Here is a 20,499-nt window from a genome sequence, read left to right on the forward strand (position 1 = left end):
TCCCCCACTGCTGCCGGAGGTTTCTGCATGCCCCCCGATACGTCTGACACCCTCCAGGCCGAGAAGGACTACCTCAAGAACTCCCGGGCCGCGCTGGCCGTGATGCGGGAGAAGACCGGCGCACTGGAGATCCACAGCGCCGACCGGGTCAACCAGGAGTTCCTGAAGGCCGCCATCTACCGGCGGATGAAGGAGCTCGAGGACGACCCCGACGTACCGCTGTTCTTCGGGCGGCTCGACTACCTCGAGCCGACAGACGAGACCTTCCACATCGGCCGCCGGCACGTGAACGACACGCTGGGTGAGCCGCTGGTGGTGGACTGGCGAGCAGACATCTCGGTGCCGTTCTACCGGGCCAGCAAGACCGAGCCGATGGGCGTGGGGGTACGCCGTCGGTTCGGCTTCACACACGGCGAGATGACGGCGTTCGAGGACGAGGACCTCACCGCGAGCGGGCAGGTCGAGCAGCACAGCAACATCCTGGACGCCGAGATCGAGCGCCCGCGTTCCGGCCCGATGCGGGACATCGTGGCGACCATCCAGCCGGAGCAGGACGTGATCGTCCGGGCCGGCGTCGACGACACCATCTGCGTGCAGGGAGCGCCCGGTACCGGTAAGACAGCGGTCGGGCTGCACAGGGCGGCGTACCTGCTCTATGCGTACCGGGACCAGCTCAGTCGGGCCGGCGTGCTCGTGGTCGGCCCGAACGCGAGCTTCCTGCGCTACATCGGCGACGTCCTCCCCGCACTGGGTGAGATCGAGGCGAAGCAGACCACAGTCGAGGAGCTGGTCGGGCGGGTGAAGATCGCCGGGCCGGGGCCTGCGCTGGTCGACGTGCTCAAGGGCGACGCGCGGATGGCCGAAGTACTGCACCGCGCCGTCTGGTCGAGCGTCAATCTGCCCCAGGAGTCGCTGGTCGTGCCGCGTGGGGCGCACCGCTGGCGCGTCGCGGCGTACCAGGCCGAGGAGCTGATCACCGAGCTGCGCAACCGCGGCATCCGGTACGGCGCGGGCCGGGCGATGCTGCCCCAGCGACTGGCCCATGCGGTCCTGCTGCGCATGGAAGCGGCGGGCGACTCACCCGACGACCGGGTGCAGGACTCGGTGGCGCGGAGCCGACCGGTCAAGCAGTACGCCGAGGCGCTCTGGCCGGCCGTAGACCCTGCGAAGCTGCTGTTCCGTCTCTTCACCGACCCCGAGCTGCTGGCTGAGCACGCCGACGGCATCCTCACTGCAGACGAGCAGGCGATGCTGATCTGGGACAAGCTGCCGCGGTCCGCTGGTGCGGCCAAGTGGTCCGTCGCCGATGCCACTCTGATCGACGAGATCGCAGATCTGGTCGACCGTACGCCGTCACTCGGCCACGTCGTGCTGGACGAGGCGCAGGACCTGTCCGCCATGCAGCTGCGCGCCGTCGGACGACGCTGCTCGACCGGCTCGATGACTGTCCTCGGTGACATCGCGCAGGGCACCACACCGTGGGCCACGCCGTCCTGGGACGAGGCGTTGAAGCACCTGGGCAAGACAGGCGCCCACACCGAGGAGCTGACCGCGGGCTTCCGCGTCCCCGGCCAAGTGATCGAGTACGCCGCCCGCCTCCTCCCGACAATCGCACCGCACCTCAAGCCCCCGACGGCGGTACGACGGGCGCGTGGTGAGCTCACGATCTCCCGCGTACCGGACAGCCTCGCCGCCGCGGTCACCGCCGTACGTGAGGTGTCTGAGCGTCCCGGGTCGATCGGGCTGATCGTTCCGGACGCACTGGTGGTTGCTACCCGGAAAGCGCTGCACGGCATCCCGTTCTCGGTTCTGGGCGACGAAGACGACGTTGACGCCCACCTGGACGTCGTGCCGGCGTCGCTTGCCAAGGGTCTCGAGTTCGACCATGTCGTGCTGGTGGAGCCGGCCGGCATCGTGGCGGGTGAGGCCGACGAGCGGACCGGTCTCCGCCGGCTCTATGTCTGTCTGACCCGTGCGGTCACCTCACTGGTCGTGGTCCACAACGAAGACCTCTCCGAGGTTCTAACTGCGCATATTTAGAACCCGCGGGACCCACCGGACCGGCGCGACGAACGCCGGGACGAGCCGCCACCGCTCGAGCGGGTCCGCGACGAGAAGGAACTCCGCCGGCTCGAACCGCTGTACCAGCTGCTCCCACCGTCGTCATCCGAGCTGCTGCTCGACGAGGCTGCCCAATCGCCGACGGAGCTGCTGAGGTCCGAGCTGAACCGGCTGAAGCGTGAACCTGGCCGACGGGACCGCCAGCGCGACCGCATCTCCTCGCCACGGCGCCGGAAGTCGGAGTCCGGGAACCACCACACGCGGCCGTCGCCCTGTGACCAGTAGCCGTCGACGTACGCGGCGAGGTCCTCGGCGTGCTCCCAGTACGGCGTCGAGAGCTGCCAGCCCTTCACCATTCGGATCTGGGGCTCCTCGCCGGCCTCGTCCCGTTGCTTGCAGGCCGCGCAGACGTCGATCGAGCGAGCCGCTCCGTCCTCGGGCTTCCACTCGATCTCGTCCGTGCTCGGTCCGTGCCGCGGGTCGAAGAAGCAGGGCGCTGTCGGCTCCGGGATCGGCTTGCCGGCCCGGACCGCGTCCAGGCAGACCAGTCCGTAGCGGGCTGAGCCGAGCAGTGTCGTGACTGCCTCGATGTCCTTGTCGCCCTGTGCCTCGTCCAGCCGGTGCCGCGCCTTCTCTACCGTGTCGAGCACGTCCTTCGACAGCTTGGACTGCTGCGGCTCGGACACCGTCGGCAGCGCGGAGACCTGCTGCGACAGCGCGATGATCTCTTCGTCCAGCAGCGGCTTGCTGACGCTGAGGTGAGCCTTCTCGTCCTTCCGTCGCGTCCTGCGAGCACCCCACGCGGTCAGGCCGTACCAGAGCCCTATCACGCCGGCCAGACCACCGGCGTACGGCGCGGCGTCGACGTAGAACGGCTTGTTGACCACCTGAGCCCGCTCGATGAACCGCTCCAGCATCGGCTCGTACTCCGGCGCACAGCAGTCGACCGCCTGGTCCACCGCGTCGCCAACGAAGTACGTCGGTCCGTGGTCGGCCCGCTGTACGGCGTGGAACCCGCGTCCCGCGGACTCCGAGTTCGCATCGACGAGTACGCCGTAGACGCCCTCGACGCCGACACGGTCGTACAACTGGTCTGCGATCTCCTCACCCTCCCAGGCGAGGTTCACGTAATACCCGCTGTCCGACGTGTTGATCTTCGATGCAGGGATGACGGCGATGCGGATCGGAGCGGACGCCTTCTTGGCAGCGGCGTCGAGCTCCGCGACCTCGCTGCTCGTCAGCTCCTTCACGTCCGGGTCGACCCAGACACCGGCGTCGCCCAGGTGACTGGCGACGGTGTTCATGTACGCGTCAGGGTCCGTGGCAGCATGCGCCGGCAAGGCGGGCAGGGCCGACAGAGCGATGATGGCGAACGCGCCGAGCAGACGTTTCATCGTGATCCTCCCGAGAGGCGGTCGCGGCAGGCACTACAGACCGGGACTTCCCGTGGCTTGCCGCCGGGTGGCGTGTACATCCAGTCGGTCACGGACGTGCCGTGGCTGGGATCGAAGAAGCACGCGGCTCTGCGTGCCGGAGCAGGTGTGCCGGCGACCTTGGCCTGCGCACTGGCCAGTCGCCAACGCCCGTACTCGACCGTGGCCCGGACTTCGCGCAGCTTGTCGTCGTCAGGCTCTCCGTCGACTACGCGACCGGCGTCGGCGTACGCATCCATCGCCGCCTGCACATCCGCCGCTGTATCCACGCCGACCAGACGCACGTCCGCCGCATCCAGTTCCTCACCGAACCGCGTCACGTCCTCGCGGGCAGCCGAACGCCGCTCGGCAACGGTGTCCACCTCATCCGGCAGCACCTCGTACGACGGCCGGTAGAGCGCGGGTCCTTCGTCCTTCTTGCGCGACCACGAACGTATCGAGCGAGCGAGGAACAGAGCAGCCAGGAGCATCACCAGGACGCCCGCCCCGGCCCATAACCATCCCGGGCCTGACGACGTCTTCGGTACGTCGAGTTGGTCGAGCACTCCGTTGAGCGTGCCGACCGGATCGGAACGGCTGTGCTTGCCCAGCTCGTCGGTCAGGATCTCCGCGATCGGGGTGTCGACACCGACCGCACTCCCCCAGCTGATGGCGCCGCCGAACACCACCAGATAGATGCCGTCCGCCTGCTGGCGATCGACCAGCTGGTCGACGTACGTATGGGCTGCCGCACTCTGGTCGCCAGGACCGAGTACGGCGGCGGGCACGACCGCGATGCGAATCGCCGGGTCGTGCCCGTTCACCCGTTCAGCCAGCTCGGCGGCGTCCTTGTCCGGTACCAGCGACCGCTGCGCCGGATCGACGTACACCGGTGAGGTCTTCCAGCTGTCGACCACTGCCGCCGGATCGCTGGAGCCCGTCAGAGTGGAGGCGAGCAACAGCACACCGGCAAGCAGACGCATGGGCAGAAGCCTGCCCTACCGCAGGTCCTCGTCAGTCAGCAGCCGCTGTGACGAAGATGTCCTCGTCGCGCTCAAGCTCCTCGACCCGCTGGAGCGCAGAGTCACGCCAGAGCGCGTAGACCAGGCCGAGCACGACCAGGGACAGTGCGCTGGCCAGCACTGGCAGATAGCCGACGCCGAACGACTGGATGACCAGTCCGCCCACCACGGCCGACAGTCCGGCTCCGAGGTAGATGGCGGACGCGTTGAGCGAGATCAGCAGGCCACCGCCGAGCTCGAGCAACAGGTTCTGGATCGGCGGGTTGAAGGCCCAGGTCAGCATGCCCCACACCACCAGTGCGGCACCGGCACCCACCTCGGTTGTCAGCGTGACGTCCAGTGTCGCGAGGACTGCGGTGATGCCGATCATCAGCACGGCGAGAGTACGCAGACTGCCGAAGCGGTCCGTGATCCGGCCGCCGAGGAAATTGCCGATGACCGCGCCCACGCCGTACAGCAGAAGGAGCAGACCGGTCACATTGCCGGTCAGGCCGGCGGTGTGCTTCAGCAGCGGGACGATGTAGATGTACACGCTGAACGCGGCGAGCACTGCGAGGACTGTGATCGCCAGGATGATCTGCACGCGCCGATCAGTCACACCGGCGAAGCGTTCACGCAGGCTGACCGCTGGAGGCGCGTCGACCGTGGGCAGTGCGGCCCGCTCGGCGATAGCAACCAGCACGGCGACTGCGGTGATGAGAGCGAACACGCCCTTGTAGCCAAGGCTCGGGCCAAGCAGGGTGCCAGCAGGTACGCCGAGGACCAGCGCGAAGGTCAGACCGCCGAACACGATGGCAACTGCTCTCCCGCGCTCCTCCGGTCGCATCAGGCTCGTGGCGAACAGAGTGGCTGCCGGCGTGTACATAGCGGCGCCGAACGCAGCCACGACCCGGCCGGCGATCAGGATCGGGTAGTTGACGGCCAGCGCGGCGATCAGGTTGCCGAGCGCGGCCAGGACCAGTGCTGCGATCAGGAGCGTACGGCGCTCCCACCGGCCGGTCAGCGTGGACAGGATCGGCGCACCGATCGCATAAGACAGGGAGAACGCGGTGGCGAGCTGGCCCGCGGCGGTCAGCGAGACATGCAGCTCGGAGCTCACGTCGGGGAGCACACCGGACACGACGTACGCGCTGGTGCCGACCGCGAACGCACCGGCGCCGAGCAGGTAGATCCGTGCGGACATCGAAGGCCTTCCGGGAAGAGGTTCACTAGTTCGATCGTCATCGTACTACGATCTTCATCGAACTTCGACCGACGTCGTACTATGGACACATGGCCACAAAAGTCCTCCCGCAGCCGGAGCGGGAAGAGATCCGCGTCGAAGCGGTTCTGCAGGCGCTGGGCGAGCCTGTCCGGCTCACGATCGTCCGCGCATTGGCCGACAACCCGGCAGGCGTCTGCTGCGGTGAGATCGAGCTCCCCGTCACCGCGTCCACCCGCGCCCATCACCTCAAGACACTGCGCGAGGCCGGCGTGCTGTCCACCCACACCGACGGCACCCGCCGGATCAGCATCCTCCGCCGCGAGGACCTCGAGGCGCTGTACCCGGGCCTGCTCACGGGGATCCTGTCCGCCAAGCAGTAACCATCTGCACACACCCGGTGAACCTGCACGCCAACCGCAAGGTGGCGGTGGGGTGATCGAGGGCTGGTTGTAGAGGTGCTGCTGGCAGACTGAAGCAGTGGTGGAGCTTCGGGCGCGGTGGGCTGACCTGGTGCCCGGGTCTGCCTCCCTCGCGGACGAGCTGATCGCGCGGTACGTCGACCGCAACCGCCGCGCGTACCGCGACCAGTACCTCGGCATCGTCCTCACCGCGCTGGACTCGTTCATCCAGCTCTCCACCGACCCGACCAGCGTCCGGCTCGCGGCGTGGTTCCACCGTGCCGTGCACGAGCCGGGTGGCACGCCATCCGAAGACGCCGAGGCTTCAGCCCGGTTGGCCGAGCAGCTCCTCCCGCAGTACGGCGTACCGCCGATCCGCATCGCCGAAGTCGCCCGGCTGATCCGTCTGACCGGTGACCTCGCCGCACCACCACCGGACGCGTACGCACCACCTCGCCGCGACGCGAACGGCGACGTACTGCTCGATGCCGTCAACGCGATCCTCGCCGCCGACCCCAGCCGGTACGCCGTCCACACCGCCGAGGTACGTCGGGACGCCGGCGACCGCAAGGTCGCACTCGAGCACCGGTACGACGAAGTACGCGAACTGCTCGACGGCCACCTCTACCGCACGCAGCTGGCGCGGCAGCGACTCGGACCGGTCGCACGCGTCAACCTCGAGTCGGAGCTGGCCGGACTGGACAGCGAACTCCCCGCTCCGTGGCGTGGTTGGCAACAGGCCGCACTGACCGCGACCGCTACCTTCACCGCGATCGCCGCCGCTGTGGTCGCCATCGCCGCCTCTGGTGCGTCCTGGCAAACCCCAGCAGCACAAGACGAAGCCGGCTGGCCACCTATCGCGCTGGCTGTCCTGTCGTTCTTCAGCGCACCGATCCTGTTCCGCTGCGCCCGTAGCGCCAGTCAGCGCGCCCGCCTCATCGCCGGCGCCGTACTGGCGATCGCGGTGACCGGACTGCTCGTCGCCTGGGCGCAGGCACCTCGGACGAACGTTGCCGTTGGGGTCGGTCTCCGCGTCCCGTTGATGATCTCCGCACTGCTCCTGCTGCTGATCGCCAGCGCTGCAGCCCTGGTGGCCTCGCTGCTCCGCACCAGGACGGCCCGCTTTCTCCCGGCGCGCAACCTGGGCCAACAACTCGCGTGGCTGGCAGCACCGGTCGCGGTGGCTCTCGCGCTGCTGCTGATCATCCAGCCGCTGTCGCGCGGCTATGTGCTCAGCTCCAACGAGCGGGTCGAAGGAACACCAGGCCAAGCGGGCAAGGCGACGCCGTCCGTCCTCGACGGCAACGTCGCGTGGGTCAGTGAGTCGGTTGCCGGCACCGGCGCAGAAGAAGCGATCGGCACCCGCTACGGCATCGCGATCCCTCGTCCGAGCGGCGTGGTCGAGATGCTCGATGCGGCCACCGGCGAACTGCGCTGGCGGTACAGCCGATCCGATTCCGACGAGAAGCCGGTCATCGCTGCGACCGGCAACGGCGACTACGTCCTCGCCCAGTTCGCCGACGTCGGCTACCTCCTGCTCGACGCGAACACCGGCGAGCGCAAGGCCGCTTGGCCCGGCCGAACGCGGGACCGGTTCATCCAGCAGTCCCAACCCCTCCTGACCGGTGATCGCTCCGGCAAGCTGCACGGCGTGGACCCGAGCGGCCACGAACGCTGGACGTACGACTCGGGCGACTGCACCGACCTGGGCGCGATCGCCACGGCCGAGACGGTGGTCACGTTCGTGAGTCACACCTGCGACGACCGCCCTGACGAGATGGCTGCGCTGGACGTCCAAACTGGCAAGAAGCTGTGGACGAAGACGTCGGACACGTACCGGCGACCTGTCGTTGTCGCCGGTCTGGTTGTCGTGGCCGAGCCCGGCGGGGACGCCGACGTACCTGCCGCACTGACGGCGATCGAACCGCGGACCGGCGACGTCCGCTGGCGTTGGGAAGTGCCGAGGACCTGGTCGTGCCGCACGCTGCTCAACGGTGCCGGGAAGTACCTGATCGTCGTCGACTGCCCCGGCCCGAGCAGCCTGGAGAACCGCAGGACCATCGTCACGGCGATCGACGCGAACACCGGTCTGACCGCCTGGCAGACCCAGGCACCTGTCAGCCCACGCGTGAAGGTCACGGTGACAGCGGACGGCCGTGTCATCTCGTTGGGCCGCGGTCCGACCAGCTGCGTCGCAAACGTGATCAGCCAGACCGGCTTCCGTCAGGTCCGCCTGCCCACCGGCATCTCCTGCAACCGCGATCCGCGTGCCGTCGGGAATCTGGTCCTCACGTCCGGCACGGGCACGGTCATCGCCCTGCGCTGAGCTGCTTCTGCGCGGAGGCCAGGAGCTCGACGATGCGGGTGCCGAAGGCTACGTCGGTCGGATGGGACTCGCCTGACTCCGCTGCCACGACCAGCTCCTCCGCGGCGAGGCGGAGTGCGTCCGAAGCAAGGGTGGTGCGCTCCGGGAGCAGCGCCGTACCGGACTCTCCCCAGACTCCGGTCTCAAAGTTGCTGCCGGCCGGTGGGGCGAGCAGTGTGATGCTGCACGTGCTGGTCGCGCCGGACTCGTGCGTGAGGACCATATGGATCAGACCGTCGCCACCACCGACAGCCGTGAGCTCACCGATCGGACCGAGCATCGCGGCCAGGTTGGACAGCGCGTGCGGGCCGACGTCCCAGAGCGATCCCCACTCCTCGCGCCGCCAGACCGAGTTCGTGTAGCGGTTGCCCGGCGCATCCAAGGAGGCGAGCATCCGGCTCCAGCCGCCCTTCCAGCCCCCGGTGGCCTCCAGACCGGCGAAGAACTCGCGCATCGGCGGCTCGAACCGCTGGGTGAGGAACACGACCGACGCGATGCCCTCGTCCTCGGCCTCCTCGACCAGCGCGCGGGCGTCGTCCAGCGAGTCGGAGACCGGCTTGTCGAGCAGCAGATGCTTCCCGACGGCTGCCGCTTCGAGCGCCATCGACGCCTGAACCCTCGGCGGTACGGCGAACGCGAGCGCGTCGACGGACTCGAGTAACTCCGCGTAGTCGTCGTATGCCGCCAGCCCGAACTCACCCGCGAAGGCGGCCGTTTTCTCCGGATGCCGCCCCCAGACGCCGGCCAGCTCGACCCCGGCCGCCGCCGTGAGCCCCGGAGCGTGCGTACGCGCCGCCCACCCGCCCGTCCCCACCAGACCGAACCGCATCTCGCCCTCCAAGGCCGAAAGTGTGATCTGCACCGCAATTCCACCGGTGGAATTCGATGCCGGACGCACCTGTCGAACCGGTCAGGTGACGAGCCGATATCGCTTTGGCCACGACCCTATCCGGGAACCCCGGATCGGTCGGTAGAGGCTCCGATAGGGTGCCAGACTCCTTAGCCATGGACCTGCGCGACCAGTGGAATCGCCTGCTGCCGCACGCGCAGCCGTTGGGCGACGATCTGCTGGCTCGTTACGCAGAGCAACATCGCCACTATCACGACCAGCGCCACCTGACCGAGGTGCTGGAGACCATCGACGATCTGGCCGAGTACGCCGACGACGCGGACACGGTCCGGCTGGCGGCCTGGTTCCACGACGCGATCTACGACCCGCAGGCCGACCCCGGTGAGAACGAGGAGGTCTCGGCCCAGCTGGCCGAGCTCGAGCTGGCGGCGTACGGCGTCGAGGCCGCGCAGGTCGAGGAGATCGGCCGCCTGGTCCGGCTGACCGCGAAGCACGACTGCGCACCGGACGACCGCAACGGCGCCGTGCTCTGCGACGCCGACCTGCGGATCCTGAGCCTGCCGCAGCACCGCTACGACGAGTACGCCGCCGGGATCCGGCAGGAGTACGCGCACATCGCGGACCGCGACTTCGCCCGCGGCCGGATGACGTTCCTGCAGGGCCTCAGCGAGACGCGCCTGTACGTGACGCCGAGAGGCCACGAGGAGTGGGAGAGACCGGCCCGGGACAACCTGACCCGGGAGGTCGGGTCCCTGGGCCCTAGAGCGGCCCGACCGATCGGCGGGCTGATCCCGATCATTTACTTCGGTGCTGCCCTCGGTGCAGTCGTCGCGTCCTCGGTCCTCCTGGGCCGCGGCCTCGGTGCGGCTGCCAAGTGGCCGGCCGACCCGACCGACGCCGGTGGCTTCCCGGTGTGGGCTCCGATCGCCGGTACGGCGGTGGCGGCCGCCCTGACCTGTGCGTGGTTCCGGCGTGCTCAGCAGCGACTGGTGACCATTCCGGCCGTTGTCTTCGCTGTTGTCGGTGTGGTCGCGATCGGCTTGTGCTGGTGGCGTTGGCCGGCCGCACAGCCCGGTGCAGCCATGTCGGAGCGCTGGCCGTACCTGATGCTCGCTTCGGTGGCTCTGGTGCTGGCCGGCGCACTGCTGGCGCTGGCGCGACGGTTGCGGCTCGCACCGCCGTACGCACAGGCTCCTCCGCGGTGGCTGGGCGTCGGCGCGACCGCGATCTGCGGTGCGCTGCTGGCGTGGGTCGTCGTGTCGGCCGGTGAGCCGTTCGTGCAGGCCCGGCTGGAGACTGCCAACACAGTCAGTACGACGACCACGATCGAGCCGACCCAGCTGCCGGTGCAGCTCGACGGCACGCTGGCCTGGAGTCGCGAGGTCCCCGCGACCGGTGCGATCACGGGTACTGCGGGTGGAGTCGCCGAACTGCGGTCGGACGGCGTGGTGATGTCCGACGCGGCCACTGGCCAGATCCGCTGGCGCTACTCGCGTGCCGACGTACAGGACGCCGCATCGAGTGGTGCGAAGGGTCTGCTGGTGTCGGCGGATACCAGGACGATCGCGGCGCATCTCCCGCACTCGGAGTACCGCGAGCCTGCGGGTATCGACCTTCCGACCTACGCCGTACTGGATGCGGTCAGCGGGAAGGTGCTGACCGAGGTACACACCGACGGTACGGCGCTGGCGGTCGACGAGAACCAGCTGCTCGTGGCTGAAGGCAACTACGTCGTCGCACATGGCGTGAGCAGCCCGACGCACTGGCGGGCGCAGGTGCGCTGCAACGTGACCCAGGGCGAGCTCGTCGGCGACCAGGCGGTCGTCGTGGATGCATGCGCGGGGAACAGTGCCGTCGTACGCGGACTGGATCTCAAGACCGGTGCTCAGCGCTGGGAGGTCGACCTGGGCGCACGGATCGACCTGAGTGCGGAGCTGGACCCGTCCACGTGGGTCGGGGACCTGGTCGCCGTACCGGACACCCGTGAGGTGTCTGGTCTGATCTGGACCGGGGCAGCCGGCGGGACGCTGTACCAGTGGAGCGTCGACGTCGGCGAGGGCCGCGTCATCTGGACCACGCCGGTGCCGGGCACGCCGCGGCCGCGACTTGGATCGTCGTCGTGCGACGCGCAGCTGGCCGCAACGCACGCGTCGCTGGTGCTGGTCACCTGCCGGACCGGGAACGACCCTGGACAAGCACAGACGTACGACGTGTCGTCGTCGAGCCCGGCCGATGGCACGCCGCAGTGGCATCACCTGCTGCAAGTGCCGCCGAAGCTACAGCAACCGGAGTACCCGCGGAACGGGTTCGGGCTGCTGCCGGACGGGCGCGTAGTCACACTGATGCCGCAGCCGAACGGCAGCTGCTCCCCCGTCATGATCGGCACCACCGGCGTACAGCCGCGACCGATCCTGCCGAGTGTGAACGCCCAGCCGGTCGCGAAGTCCGAAGAGGTCACCTGCAACAAACCCGCCGTCGCCGTGGCCGCCGCCCGTCCGGTCTTCTCCGACGGCACCCGGCTCTTCGCGCTGAACTAACCCGTCGGGAATTACGTTGCCCAGGGCAGCGTTGACATCTACCGTGATGCCCATGTCCCGCGTGGTTTTCTTCGAGCACGACCTGTCAGGCACCGGCCTGACGGGCGCTCCCACGTGCGCGACGTCAGTCGATTCAGCAACCTTCACCGGTACTCGAAGCTGACCCTCCTCCTGCTGAGCAGGACCCGCGGAGGAGGGTGGCTCTCACCGGCCCCCTCCGTGTGGTGACAGCACTGAAGGGCTTGCCGGAGGGTCCTGGCTCTCATCGAATCCTCTGACATACAAGGGAAAACTCATGGCCAAGAGCCAGTTCGTGCGGACCAAGCCGCACCTCAACATCGGCACGATGGGTCACGTCGACCACGGCAAGACCACACTGACCGCCGCGATCACCAAGGTGCTCGCGGAGCGCGACCCGAGTGTCAACCGCTTCGTCGCCTTCGACGGCATCGACCGTGCGCCGGAGGAGATCCAGCGCGGGATCACGATCAACATCTCGCACGTGGAGTACGAGACCGCGACCCGGCACTACGCGCACGTCGACATGCCCGGGCACGCCGACTACGTGAAGAACATGATCACCGGCGCCGCGCAGGTGGACGCCGCGATCCTGGTCGTCTCCGCACAGGACGGCGCCATGCCGCAGACGCGGGAGCACGTGCTGCTCGCGCGCCGGGTGGGCGTGCCGTACCTGGTGGTCGCGCTGAACAAGGCGGACACCGTCGACGACCCCGAGTTGCTCGACCTGGTCGAGCTGGAGGTCCGTGAGCTCCTCTCGGAGTACGGCTTCCCGGGCGACGACGTACCGGTCGTGCGCGTGTCCGGTCTGAAGGCGCTGGAAGGCGACCCGAAGTGGACCGCCGCGATCGGTGAGCTGCTGGACGCAGTCGACAGCTACGTGCCGGTGCCGGACCGTGAGCTGGGCGAGCCGTTCCTGATGCCGATCGAGAACGTGCTCACCATCAGCGGCCGCGGCACAGTGGTCACGGGCGCGGTCGAGCGCGGTTCGCTGAAGCTCGGCGACGCGGTCGAGGTCGTCGGCCTCGGTCCGACAGTCACCAGCACGGCGATCGGCATGGAGACGTTCGGCAAGTCGCTGGAGTCCGCGGACGCGGGCGACAACGCGGCGGTGCTGCTGCGTGGCGTGAAGCGCGACGAGGTCCGTCGCGGCCAGGTGGTGGCGTTGCCGGGCAGTGTGCAGCCGCACCGGAAGTTCCGGGCGACCCTGCACGCACTGTCCACGGCGGAAGGCGGTCGGCACACCCCGTTCGCTGCGGACTACCGCCCACAGTTCTACTTCCGTACGACGGACGTGTCCGGCGGCATCGACCTCGGTGAGATCACCCTGGTGATGCCCGGCGACACGATCGACCTCGGCGTGGAGCTGGAGAAGCCGATCGCGATGAACGTCGGCCTCGGCTTCGCGGTCCGCGAAGGCGGCCACACCGTAGCCGCCGGCACCGTAACCGAAGTGCTCGACTGAACAACGGCCCCCGATCTACTCGGTCGGGGGCCGTTTCCTGTGCCGGAGCCCCGCCGCGGTGATGCGGCGGACGAGCTCTCGGCTGGACACCGGCACGGCGCCGGCGGCGATCAGGTCGTCGTACCGGTCGCTGGGTACGTCGTAGTGGTCGCGGTCGAAGCCGCGGGACGGGATGCCGGCGGTCTTCGCGAATGCGTGCAGCTCCTCGTAGGACTCGTCGCTGACCAGGTGGGACCAGACTCTGTTCCAGGCCGGCCAGGCGGGTGGGTCGATGAGGATCATTCGCGGGCGTCCTGGGCGTCGAGCAGATTGCGCCAGGAACGCACGAACCGGGAGTTCACGTACGCCTTCGTCCACGAGCCGTCCTGGCGCACCGAGGTACCGACGTGGAACCGGCGTACGCCGCTCTGGAACAGCCACGGGACATGCTCCGGCTGGAGACCACCGCCGGCCATCATCACGCCGGCCACGGCGGAGTCCGCCTTCGCCAGCTTGCACAGCTCATCCAGCCCGTGGCTGACGCCGATCGACGAGCCAGCGGTCAGTACGCAGTCCAGACCGGGCAGGGTGCGCAGTGCGCTCCACGCCCGCTGCTGCTCGAGCACGGCGTCGATAGCGCGGTGGAACGTCCACGGCGTACCGGCGAACGTACTGGTCAGTGCAGACACCGACTCGACGTCCACCTGATTGTCAGGTGTCAGGAAGCCGAGCACGAACCCATCCGCACCGGCAGACAGGTACGACTGCGCCATGGCGGTCAGCCGGTTCAGCTCGGCGCCGTCGGTGGTGAACGAGTTCTCCAGCCGCAGCATGACCCGCAACGGCAGATCGGTGACGCGGCGGATCGCACTGACCGTCGAGACCGACGGGCACAACCCGTCCGCCTCCATCGAGGCGCACAGCTCCAGCCGGTCCGCCCCACCCTCCTGCGCCGCCTCCGCATCCGCCGGATGCAGGGCGATGATCTCCAGCAACGAACCCATGCCCGCTATCTTCTCGCACCTTCGCGGAATTGGTGTTGCACTCGCCGCCAGCCTTCTGTATCGTTTTTCTAGAACGATTTAGAAGAACGATACAGAAGAGGTGAGCGAGATGGCCGGAGTGACGCTGAAGACGGTGGCCAAGGCCGTCGGCGTTTCGCCGTCGACCGTCTCCAACGCGTACAACAAGCCCGACCAGCTCTCCACCGCGCTCCGCGAGCGGATCCTGGCCACCGCCCACGAGCTCGGGTACTCCGGACCGGACGCATCGGCCCGCGCCTTGCGGAGCGGGAAGGCCGGCGCGGTCGGGGTGCTCTTCACGGACAAGCTGGCCTACGCCTTCTCGGACCCGTACGCGGTCGGCTTCCTCGCCGGGCTCGCCGAGGTCGCGGAGGAGTTCGCCACCAGCCTGCTGCTGATGCCGCTCAGTTCGACCGACATCGCCGGCGGGAGCAACGCAGTACAGCAGGCAGCCATCGACGGGGCTGCGATCTTCTGCGTCCCGGGTGGGCACCCGGCGCTGGACATCCTCGCCAACCGCGGGATCCCTGCCGTCTCGACCGATCGAGGCGACCACCCGGACCTGTCGTGGGTCGCGATCGACGAGGTAGAAGCAGCTGCACAACTGGGCGAGCACCTGACCCGGCTCGGTCACCGCGACGTCGTCGTGCTGGTCGACAACGCCGAGGCCGCCGGCGGTCGACCGGTCGAGCTGACCCTCGACGAGGTCGGGTACACCGACTGCGAGCTGCGGATCCAAGGACTGCACAAGACGATGCCGGACGCGCGGCTGCGCATCGTCTCCGGCGGACACAACGCGTTCGCGTCCGGAGTGCGCGGCGCGGAGTACGTGCTCGACTCGCAGGACCGCCCCACCGCGATCGTCGGGCTGAGCGACGTACAGGCCCTCGGCGCATTGGAAGCAATGAAGGTCCGGGGGCTCACCCCCGGTCGCGATCTGACCCTGGCCGGGTTCGACGACATCCCGGCCGCCGAAGCTGCCGGGCTGACCACGGTCCGCCAGCCGATCAAGGACAAAGGACGCGCGGTCGGACGGATCCTGCTCGACCCGTCAGCCACCGAGCGCCAAGTACTGATGCCGACGCAGCTGATCGTCCGCTCCAGCAGCGGACCGGCTCCGAAGCGCTGACAACTCCACACACCCACCTGGAACCGTCCGGTTCCCAGGTTGATCAACCACGCTCTCAGGAGGGAGCAGAACCATGACGTACTTCACCCCCGGCAACACCGCGGTCGAAAACGCCCGCAACCTCGCGCAGTCCGCTCTCCCGAACGCTCCCCAGGTACACGACGAGCCCGCCCCGCGCCGTACCGCCCCGGTCCGCACCCGGCTCAGCGCCGTACTCCGCGCCGCCGCCGAACGCGAGATCCGCCTGGCCAACCGCATCGACCCCACCTGCACCACCGCGGCCGGCTGACCAACCGAACCCCACGTCCCAGCCGGGCCGTGGGGTTCGGTCTGCTGGTCAGCTGGGATGGGTGAACGAGATCGGCTTGCCGGTGGCCTGGGCGTAGGCGATCTCCCGGCTCGTGGACTCGCCGATGTACCCGCCTGGGTTGACGACCAGAACCCGGTCGGCCAGGTCGATCTTGCGCAGGTGGAGGGCGCCGAGCGCGGCCTTCTGCTCGTCGGTGATCGACTCGTCTGCTTCGTGATTCTCGGCGGGAAAGACGCCTGGCGCGACGACGATGACACCTGCGAAGGTCAGATCACGGTTCGCCGCGCGCATCTCGTCCGCGAACCGGATAGAGCCGCAGATGCAGACAATCTCAGGTCGGTCGGGCACGGCTCAGTCCTTCGGGTCGAACGCGAAACCGTCAGTATGCGCGTAGCGGGCATGCGAGCCAGCAGTTTACGCAGCGAGACGGACACCACCACCGGCCTCCGTCGGCAGCACGACCTACGTCAGGTGGCCTAGTGGCGCGACTGCGATGCCGGCTCGTTCGCAGACCCAGTGGGGGTCCGGGCCGAGCTCTGGTTCGATGCGGAGCTCGTGGTCGTGCAGGTCGTCGCAAGCGGTGCAGCGGGGCCAGCGGACTCCGGAGTCGACCAGACGGTCCTGTACGTCCTGGGCGACCAGACCGGCGATGTGCTCGGCGCCGTCCGGCCACTGGTCGAGCCACCACTGACGACCGGCCACGGCGTCCTCCAGCAGCGACACCATCACCGCGTCGTCGAAGCCCCGCGCGGCAAGGTCGTGCAGCACCATCGCCCGCGCAGTCAGCAACACCCCTGGCTCGTTCATCGCCATTCAGAGTGCCAGACGACACCGACAAAACCCCACCGCAGCACCCGCCGACTCCGGGGGATACCTGATTGCGCTACATGTAGACACACTACTATTGTCTGTCTACATGAAGGCTTTGATGGTGCTCCGGGTGACGGCCGGGCTGCATGCGGTGGTGATCTGCCTGCAGCCGGTGTTCGCGGGGATCTACCTGGACGGTTCGCCCGGCGGGATGCGGATGCACGAGCCGACCGGACTCGCGATCGTCTTCCTGGGTCTCGCGCAGTTGCTGGTGGCAACGATCTGGTGGCGAGCCGGTGGGCGGTGGCAGGCGGCCGCAGTGAGCCTGTTGATCTGGGTGGGCGAGGTCGTCCAGGTCTCGATGGGCTATAGCCGGCAACTGGCGATCCACATCCCCCTCGGCATCGCACTGGTCGCAACCACAGTCGCCCTCGCCTTCTGGATCAACCGTCGCCGGCCGGCCGGCCGTGAGCAGGTGGCGGCATGACGGCGACCATCGACCAGCCGGTCAAGGTACGGCGTCCGCGCGCCACCCTCCAATTGCTCCGCATCACGCTCGTCGTGCACGCAGTCCTCGTGATCGCCCAGCCGATCGCCGCCGGCTACTTCCTGGCCGGCAACGTCGACGCGATGACCGACATCCACGCGACCGTCGGCGGATCCGTCTGGATGGTCGCGTTCCTCCAGACGATCGTCGCCGCGTGCTACACGATCGCGGGTCGCGGCCGGCTCTGGCCGACCATCGCGTCCGCCGTACTCGTCGTGGCCGAGTTCGTCCAGCTCACGTTCGGCTACCTGCAGAACTTCGCCGTACACATCCCGCTCGGGACCGCCATCGTGACCGCCGTCGTCTGGATGACGGTCTGGTCGTTCCGCCGCACCGCACGCCTGAGTCGCCGGGAGGCCAAGCGATGAAGATGTCCCGCCGAGGTTTCCTGGCCGCAACCGTCACAAGCGCGGCCCTCACCTTGACCAGCTGCGGACAGGAGGCGAAGCCGGCCCAGGCCGGAGAACTCCTGCGCAGCAAGGCGAAACTCCCCGCACCGTTCCAGGTCCCGCTCCCGATCCCGCCGGTCAAGAAGCCGATCCGCTCGGACGCGAAGGCCGACTACTACCGTGTCGTCCAGCGCAAAGCGAGCCTTGAGATCCTCCCCGGCCTCAAGACCGAAGTGATGGGGTACGACGGCCTGTTCCCCGGACCGACCTTCGACGTACGCAGCGGCCGCACGACCGTCGTCGAGCAGGTCAACGAGCTCGACGTGTCGACCGTCGTCCACCTCCACGGCGGCCACACGCCGGCCCCGAGCGACGGTTGGCCCCTCGACCTGATCATGCCCGCGAACGGCGGCCACACCGAACACCACATGATGGCCGGCGGCGACATGACGATGGGCAAACGCACGTACACGTACCCGAACACCCAGCGCGCCGCGACGCTCTGGTACCACGACCACACGATGGACTACACCGCACCGCAGGTCTATCGGGGCCTGTTCGGACTGCACCTCATCCGCGACGACGAAGAGGACAACCTCACGCTCCCGAAGGGTGATCGGGAGATCCCGCTCGTGATCGCGGACCGCGCCTTCGATGCCGACGGCTCGTTCCTCTACCCCGCCGCGAAGGACGGGCCGGGTGTCGAACCGGCGTACATGGAAGGGGTGGTCGCGGACGTCACGCTGGTGAACGGCGCGCCGTGGCCGGTGCACGAGGTCGACGCCGTCCGGTACCGCTTCCGCATCCTCAACGCCAGCAATGCCCGCCGGTACGAGCTTGCCTTCAGCAACGGACCGGCGAAGTTCGTCCAGATCGGCAGCGACGGCGGACTGCTCGACGTACCGCTCGAACACCAGACCGTCGTGATCGCGCCGGCCGAGCGGTTCGACGTGATCGTGGACTTCTCGCAGTACCACCCGGGCGACGAGGTGACGCTGGTCAACAAGCTCGACAACATCGCCAACATCATGCGTTTCAAGGTCGCTCGCAAGGCCGTTGACGAGAGCAACATCCCGGCCAAGCTCTCGTCGTACGCCGTGACGCCCCGGCCGACCGGCGTCGTCCGACGGGAGTGGCGGTTCCGCCGCGGCAGCGCCGGCGACCATCGGGGCTGGACGATCAACGGGAAGGCGTTCGATCCCGCGGTCATGCAGGCGCAGGTGAAGCTGGATCAGTACGAGATCTGGACGTTCGTCACCGACGTACACCATCCCGTGCATGTCCATCTCGCGCCGTTCCAGGTGCTCAGTCGCGGCGGGAAGACGAAGGTCGCGGAGTACGACCACGGCTGGAAGGACACCGTCGACATCCGCCCCGCCGAGGTTGTCGAGGTACTCGTGAAGTTCACCGCCCACAAAGGCAAGTACCTGATCCACTGCCACAACCTCGAACACGAGGACATGGCGATGATGGCCGCCTTCGAAACGATCTAGGTACGACGCAACCGCACCGCGAGCGCGACCGTGAACCCCCACCCGACGACAACCGCGAGCCGCTGGAACAACCCGCCCACAGCGACCAGCCCCGCCGTCTGGTTGAAGCCAGCACTGGCCAGGAAGAAGCAGACCAGATAGGCCATTGCGCTGAGCAACGAATACACCAACCACCTTCGGCCGTTGCCGCGGGACAGAACGATCTGCGCAACGAACAAAGCCAAGAACGCCGGCAACGAGAACCCGTCATGCAGTGCGCCGGAGGTGGTGTAGTCGGACGTCGCCGGCGTACCGAGGGGAAAGCCACTCACCGGGTCGGTCGTGAACACACCCGCGCCGAGCAGCCCGACTCCCCAGACACCGATCAGTACGGCGCCTGCGCGATGGCCGGATCGCCAGACGCCAAGGGCGAACGCCATCGTGAGCACGCCCGCGACGAGGAAGTTCAGGACCTGCACCCACCCGCCGGCACCGAGTGACAGTGAGCTGACCGGATGGCGAAGCGCGCTGTACCCGGCGCCCTTGAACGCACTCTCGAGCATGAAGACGACCACGAAGAGCGGGCCGGCAATCAGGCCGCAGGCCAACAGCCGATCCGTCAGGGTCCGGCGCTCGATGACCGGCGCGGCCATCAGCGCGCGCCTGCCGCTAATGCTTCGGCGGCCCTGGTTCGAAGGGCGGCGCGGTCTACCCCGGCGGCCTCGAGGGCGCGAGCCACGCGGCCACGTTCGGTGGCGAGGAGACCTACCAGCATGCGCATCGGGCCGATGCGGCCGCCGCCCAGCTTCGGCGCGGCGTCCATCGCCCGGTGCAGCAGAAGTTTGGTCGACTCGCCGATATGCGGGTCACGGCCTTGTTCGGGTGTTGCTTCTGGCAACAACCCCATCCGGACCGCGATCCCGGCAACGGCGAGGCTCTGCTCCCACTCGCGATTCAGCGCGGTCCGGATCGCGTCCTCGGTCAAGCCGACCTCGGCCAGTAACTGCGCGGCCGCAGAATCGTGCAGCCCCGCCAGCGCGAGCAGTACATGCTCGGCCTCAATCGTCCGGGAGCCGTCGCGGCGGGCCTCGGCGCGGGCCGACCGCACCAGGATCGAGCGAACATCGGTCGACATCAGCGCCTCCTCAGGGCAACGCCGGCGGCGAGCAGCCGCCGGGCATGTTTCTTGTGCACCGCCTGCCGGGTGACCCCCAGCACCTCGGCCACCTCGGCCCAGCTCCAGCCGGACCGCATCGCGCGCTCAACCTGGCTGTCCTCCAGCCGGTCGGCCAGCCGGCGCAACGCCACCACCGCGGCCAGCCCGGCCGCGGGGTCCTCGGGATCCACCAACTCGGTCATGCAAGCAACCTAAGTTGACAACCCCGATCTGTCAACCCAGGTTGCTAACCGCAGGTGGGTTCACCTATCGCGTGGTGGGTTCGCCGCCGGTACTCCGGGGCGCGAACCCACCACGCGATGGGTTGACCCACCCAGGGTTGACGGCGGGGG

21 protein-coding genes are annotated in these 20,499 nt (G+C 68.4%); 10 read left to right on the forward strand and 11 right to left on the reverse strand.

Going from position 1 to position 20,499, the window contains the following annotated elements; all coding sequences use genetic code 11:
- Positions 1–27 precede the first annotated feature (27 nt).
- The gene (locus tag EV645_RS07705; protein ID WP_130441138.1) at positions 28–2,040 is read left to right on the forward strand and encodes a HelD family protein; all 2,013 of its coding nucleotides are present in this window, start codon (positions 28–30) and stop codon (positions 2,038–2,040) included.
- Here the strand turns inward: EV645_RS07705 and EV645_RS07710 are convergent.
- From EV645_RS07710 to EV645_RS07720, 3 genes are read right to left on the reverse strand one after another with little or no spacing between them, the layout of a single operon-like run.
- Positions 2,037–3,455, reverse strand: coding sequence for a hypothetical protein (locus tag EV645_RS07710; RefSeq protein ID WP_130441140.1), 1,419 nt, complete (start codon positions 3,453–3,455; stop codon positions 2,037–2,039). The genes EV645_RS07705 and EV645_RS07710 overlap by 4 nt on opposite strands.
- A complete protein-coding gene (locus EV645_RS07715; RefSeq protein ID WP_130441142.1) occupies positions 3,452–4,456 on the reverse strand; it encodes a hypothetical protein in 1,005 nt (334 codons plus the stop codon). Before EV645_RS07715 ends, EV645_RS07710 begins: the two co-directional genes overlap by 4 nt.
- Positions 4,457–4,487: 31 nt before the next feature.
- Positions 4,488–5,678 carry an MFS transporter gene (locus EV645_RS07720; RefSeq protein WP_130441144.1) on the reverse strand — a complete coding sequence of 397 codons (1,191 nt, stop codon included), beginning with the start codon at positions 5,676–5,678 and terminating at the stop codon, positions 4,488–4,490.
- Between the two features lie 89 nt (positions 5,679–5,767).
- Here EV645_RS07720 and EV645_RS07725 point away from each other — a divergent pair, with 89 nt between their 5' ends.
- Both EV645_RS07725 and EV645_RS07730 read left to right on the forward strand, forming a co-directional pair.
- Positions 5,768–6,079, forward strand: coding sequence for an ArsR/SmtB family transcription factor (locus EV645_RS07725; RefSeq protein WP_130441146.1), 312 nt, complete (start codon positions 5,768–5,770; stop codon positions 6,077–6,079).
- A gap of 97 nt (positions 6,080–6,176) precedes the next feature.
- Entirely contained in the window at positions 6,177–8,423 is a 2,247-nt protein-coding gene (locus EV645_RS07730) for an outer membrane protein assembly factor BamB family protein (RefSeq protein WP_130441148.1), read from the forward strand.
- On the opposite strand, the gene EV645_RS07735 is transcribed toward EV645_RS07730, so the two are convergent.
- Positions 8,407–9,324, reverse strand: coding sequence for a Gfo/Idh/MocA family protein (locus tag EV645_RS07735; protein WP_242000266.1), 918 nt, complete (start codon positions 9,322–9,324; stop codon positions 8,407–8,409). The genes EV645_RS07730 and EV645_RS07735 overlap by 17 nt on opposite strands.
- 143 nt (positions 9,325–9,467) lie before the next feature.
- Between EV645_RS07735 and EV645_RS07740 the strand changes: the two genes are divergently transcribed.
- The gene (locus EV645_RS07740) at positions 9,468–11,849 is read left to right on the forward strand and encodes a PQQ-binding-like beta-propeller repeat protein (RefSeq protein ID WP_130441150.1); all 2,382 of its coding nucleotides are present in this window, start codon (positions 9,468–9,470) and stop codon (positions 11,847–11,849) included.
- A 295-nt stretch (positions 11,850–12,144) separates the two neighbouring features.
- The gene (gene tuf, locus EV645_RS07745) at positions 12,145–13,332 is read left to right on the forward strand and encodes an elongation factor Tu (protein ID WP_130441152.1); all 1,188 of its coding nucleotides are present in this window, start codon (positions 12,145–12,147) and stop codon (positions 13,330–13,332) included.
- 15 nt (positions 13,333–13,347) lie between these two features.
- Here the strand turns inward: tuf and EV645_RS07750 are convergent, their stop codons facing one another.
- Entirely contained in the window at positions 13,348–13,614 is a 267-nt protein-coding gene (locus EV645_RS07750; protein ID WP_130441154.1) for a DUF4031 domain-containing protein, read from the reverse strand.
- The gene (locus tag EV645_RS07755; RefSeq protein WP_130441156.1) at positions 13,611–14,315 is read right to left on the reverse strand and encodes a copper homeostasis protein CutC; all 705 of its coding nucleotides are present in this window, start codon (positions 14,313–14,315) and stop codon (positions 13,611–13,613) included. The genes EV645_RS07750 and EV645_RS07755 overlap by 4 nt, the downstream gene beginning before the upstream one ends.
- Positions 14,316–14,424: 109 nt before the next feature.
- On the opposite strand from EV645_RS07755, the gene EV645_RS07760 reads away from it, so the two are divergent.
- A complete protein-coding gene (locus EV645_RS07760) occupies positions 14,425–15,462 on the forward strand; it encodes a LacI family DNA-binding transcriptional regulator (protein WP_130441158.1) in 1,038 nt (345 codons plus the stop codon).
- Between the two features lie 73 nt (positions 15,463–15,535).
- On the forward strand, positions 15,536–15,751 hold the full coding sequence (locus EV645_RS07765) for a hypothetical protein (RefSeq protein WP_130441160.1): 216 nt from the start codon (positions 15,536–15,538) through the stop codon (positions 15,749–15,751).
- A 48-nt stretch (positions 15,752–15,799) separates the two neighbouring features.
- On the opposite strand, the gene EV645_RS07770 is transcribed toward EV645_RS07765, so the two are convergent.
- Together EV645_RS07770 and EV645_RS07775 are read right to left on the reverse strand one after the other, a co-directional pair.
- Positions 15,800–16,120, reverse strand: a complete 321-nt coding sequence (locus EV645_RS07770) for a hypothetical protein (RefSeq protein ID WP_130441162.1) — start codon at positions 16,118–16,120, stop codon at positions 15,800–15,802.
- Between the two features lie 114 nt (positions 16,121–16,234).
- Positions 16,235–16,579 carry a hypothetical protein gene (locus EV645_RS07775; protein ID WP_130441164.1) on the reverse strand — a complete coding sequence of 115 codons (345 nt, stop codon included), beginning with the start codon at positions 16,577–16,579 and terminating at the stop codon, positions 16,235–16,237.
- Between the two features lie 109 nt (positions 16,580–16,688).
- On the opposite strand from EV645_RS07775, the gene EV645_RS07780 reads away from it, so the two are divergent.
- Genes EV645_RS07780 through EV645_RS07790 form a run of 3 tightly spaced genes read left to right on the forward strand, consistent with a single transcriptional unit; the run spans position 16,689 to position 19,011 of the window.
- On the forward strand, positions 16,689–17,069 hold the full coding sequence (locus EV645_RS07780) for a hypothetical protein (RefSeq protein ID WP_130441166.1): 381 nt from the start codon (positions 16,689–16,691) through the stop codon (positions 17,067–17,069).
- Positions 17,066–17,497, forward strand: coding sequence for a hypothetical protein (locus EV645_RS07785; RefSeq protein WP_130441168.1), 432 nt, complete (start codon positions 17,066–17,068; stop codon positions 17,495–17,497). The genes EV645_RS07780 and EV645_RS07785 overlap by 4 nt, the downstream gene beginning before the upstream one ends.
- A complete protein-coding gene (locus EV645_RS07790; protein ID WP_130441170.1) occupies positions 17,494–19,011 on the forward strand; it encodes a multicopper oxidase family protein in 1,518 nt (505 codons plus the stop codon). The genes EV645_RS07785 and EV645_RS07790 overlap by 4 nt, the downstream gene beginning before the upstream one ends.
- Here the strand turns inward: EV645_RS07790 and EV645_RS07795 are convergent.
- From EV645_RS07795 to EV645_RS07805, 3 genes are read right to left on the reverse strand one after another with little or no spacing between them, the layout of a single operon-like run.
- Complete coding sequence (locus EV645_RS07795) at positions 19,008–19,643, reverse strand: DUF998 domain-containing protein (RefSeq protein WP_130441172.1); 636 nt, start codon at positions 19,641–19,643, stop codon at positions 19,008–19,010. The genes EV645_RS07790 and EV645_RS07795 overlap by 4 nt on opposite strands.
- Positions 19,643–20,125, reverse strand: coding sequence for a Clp protease N-terminal domain-containing protein (locus EV645_RS07800; RefSeq protein ID WP_130441174.1), 483 nt, complete (start codon positions 20,123–20,125; stop codon positions 19,643–19,645). Before EV645_RS07800 ends, EV645_RS07795 begins: the two co-directional genes overlap by 1 nt.
- Positions 20,125–20,349, reverse strand: coding sequence for a hypothetical protein (locus tag EV645_RS07805; RefSeq protein ID WP_130441176.1), 225 nt, complete (start codon positions 20,347–20,349; stop codon positions 20,125–20,127). Before EV645_RS07805 ends, EV645_RS07800 begins: the two co-directional genes overlap by 1 nt.
- Positions 20,350–20,499 lie beyond the last annotated feature (150 nt).

It is taken from the genome of Kribbella rubisoli, assembly GCF_004217145.1.
Lineage (GTDB): Bacteria > Actinomycetota > Actinomycetes > Propionibacteriales > Kribbellaceae > Kribbella > Kribbella rubisoli.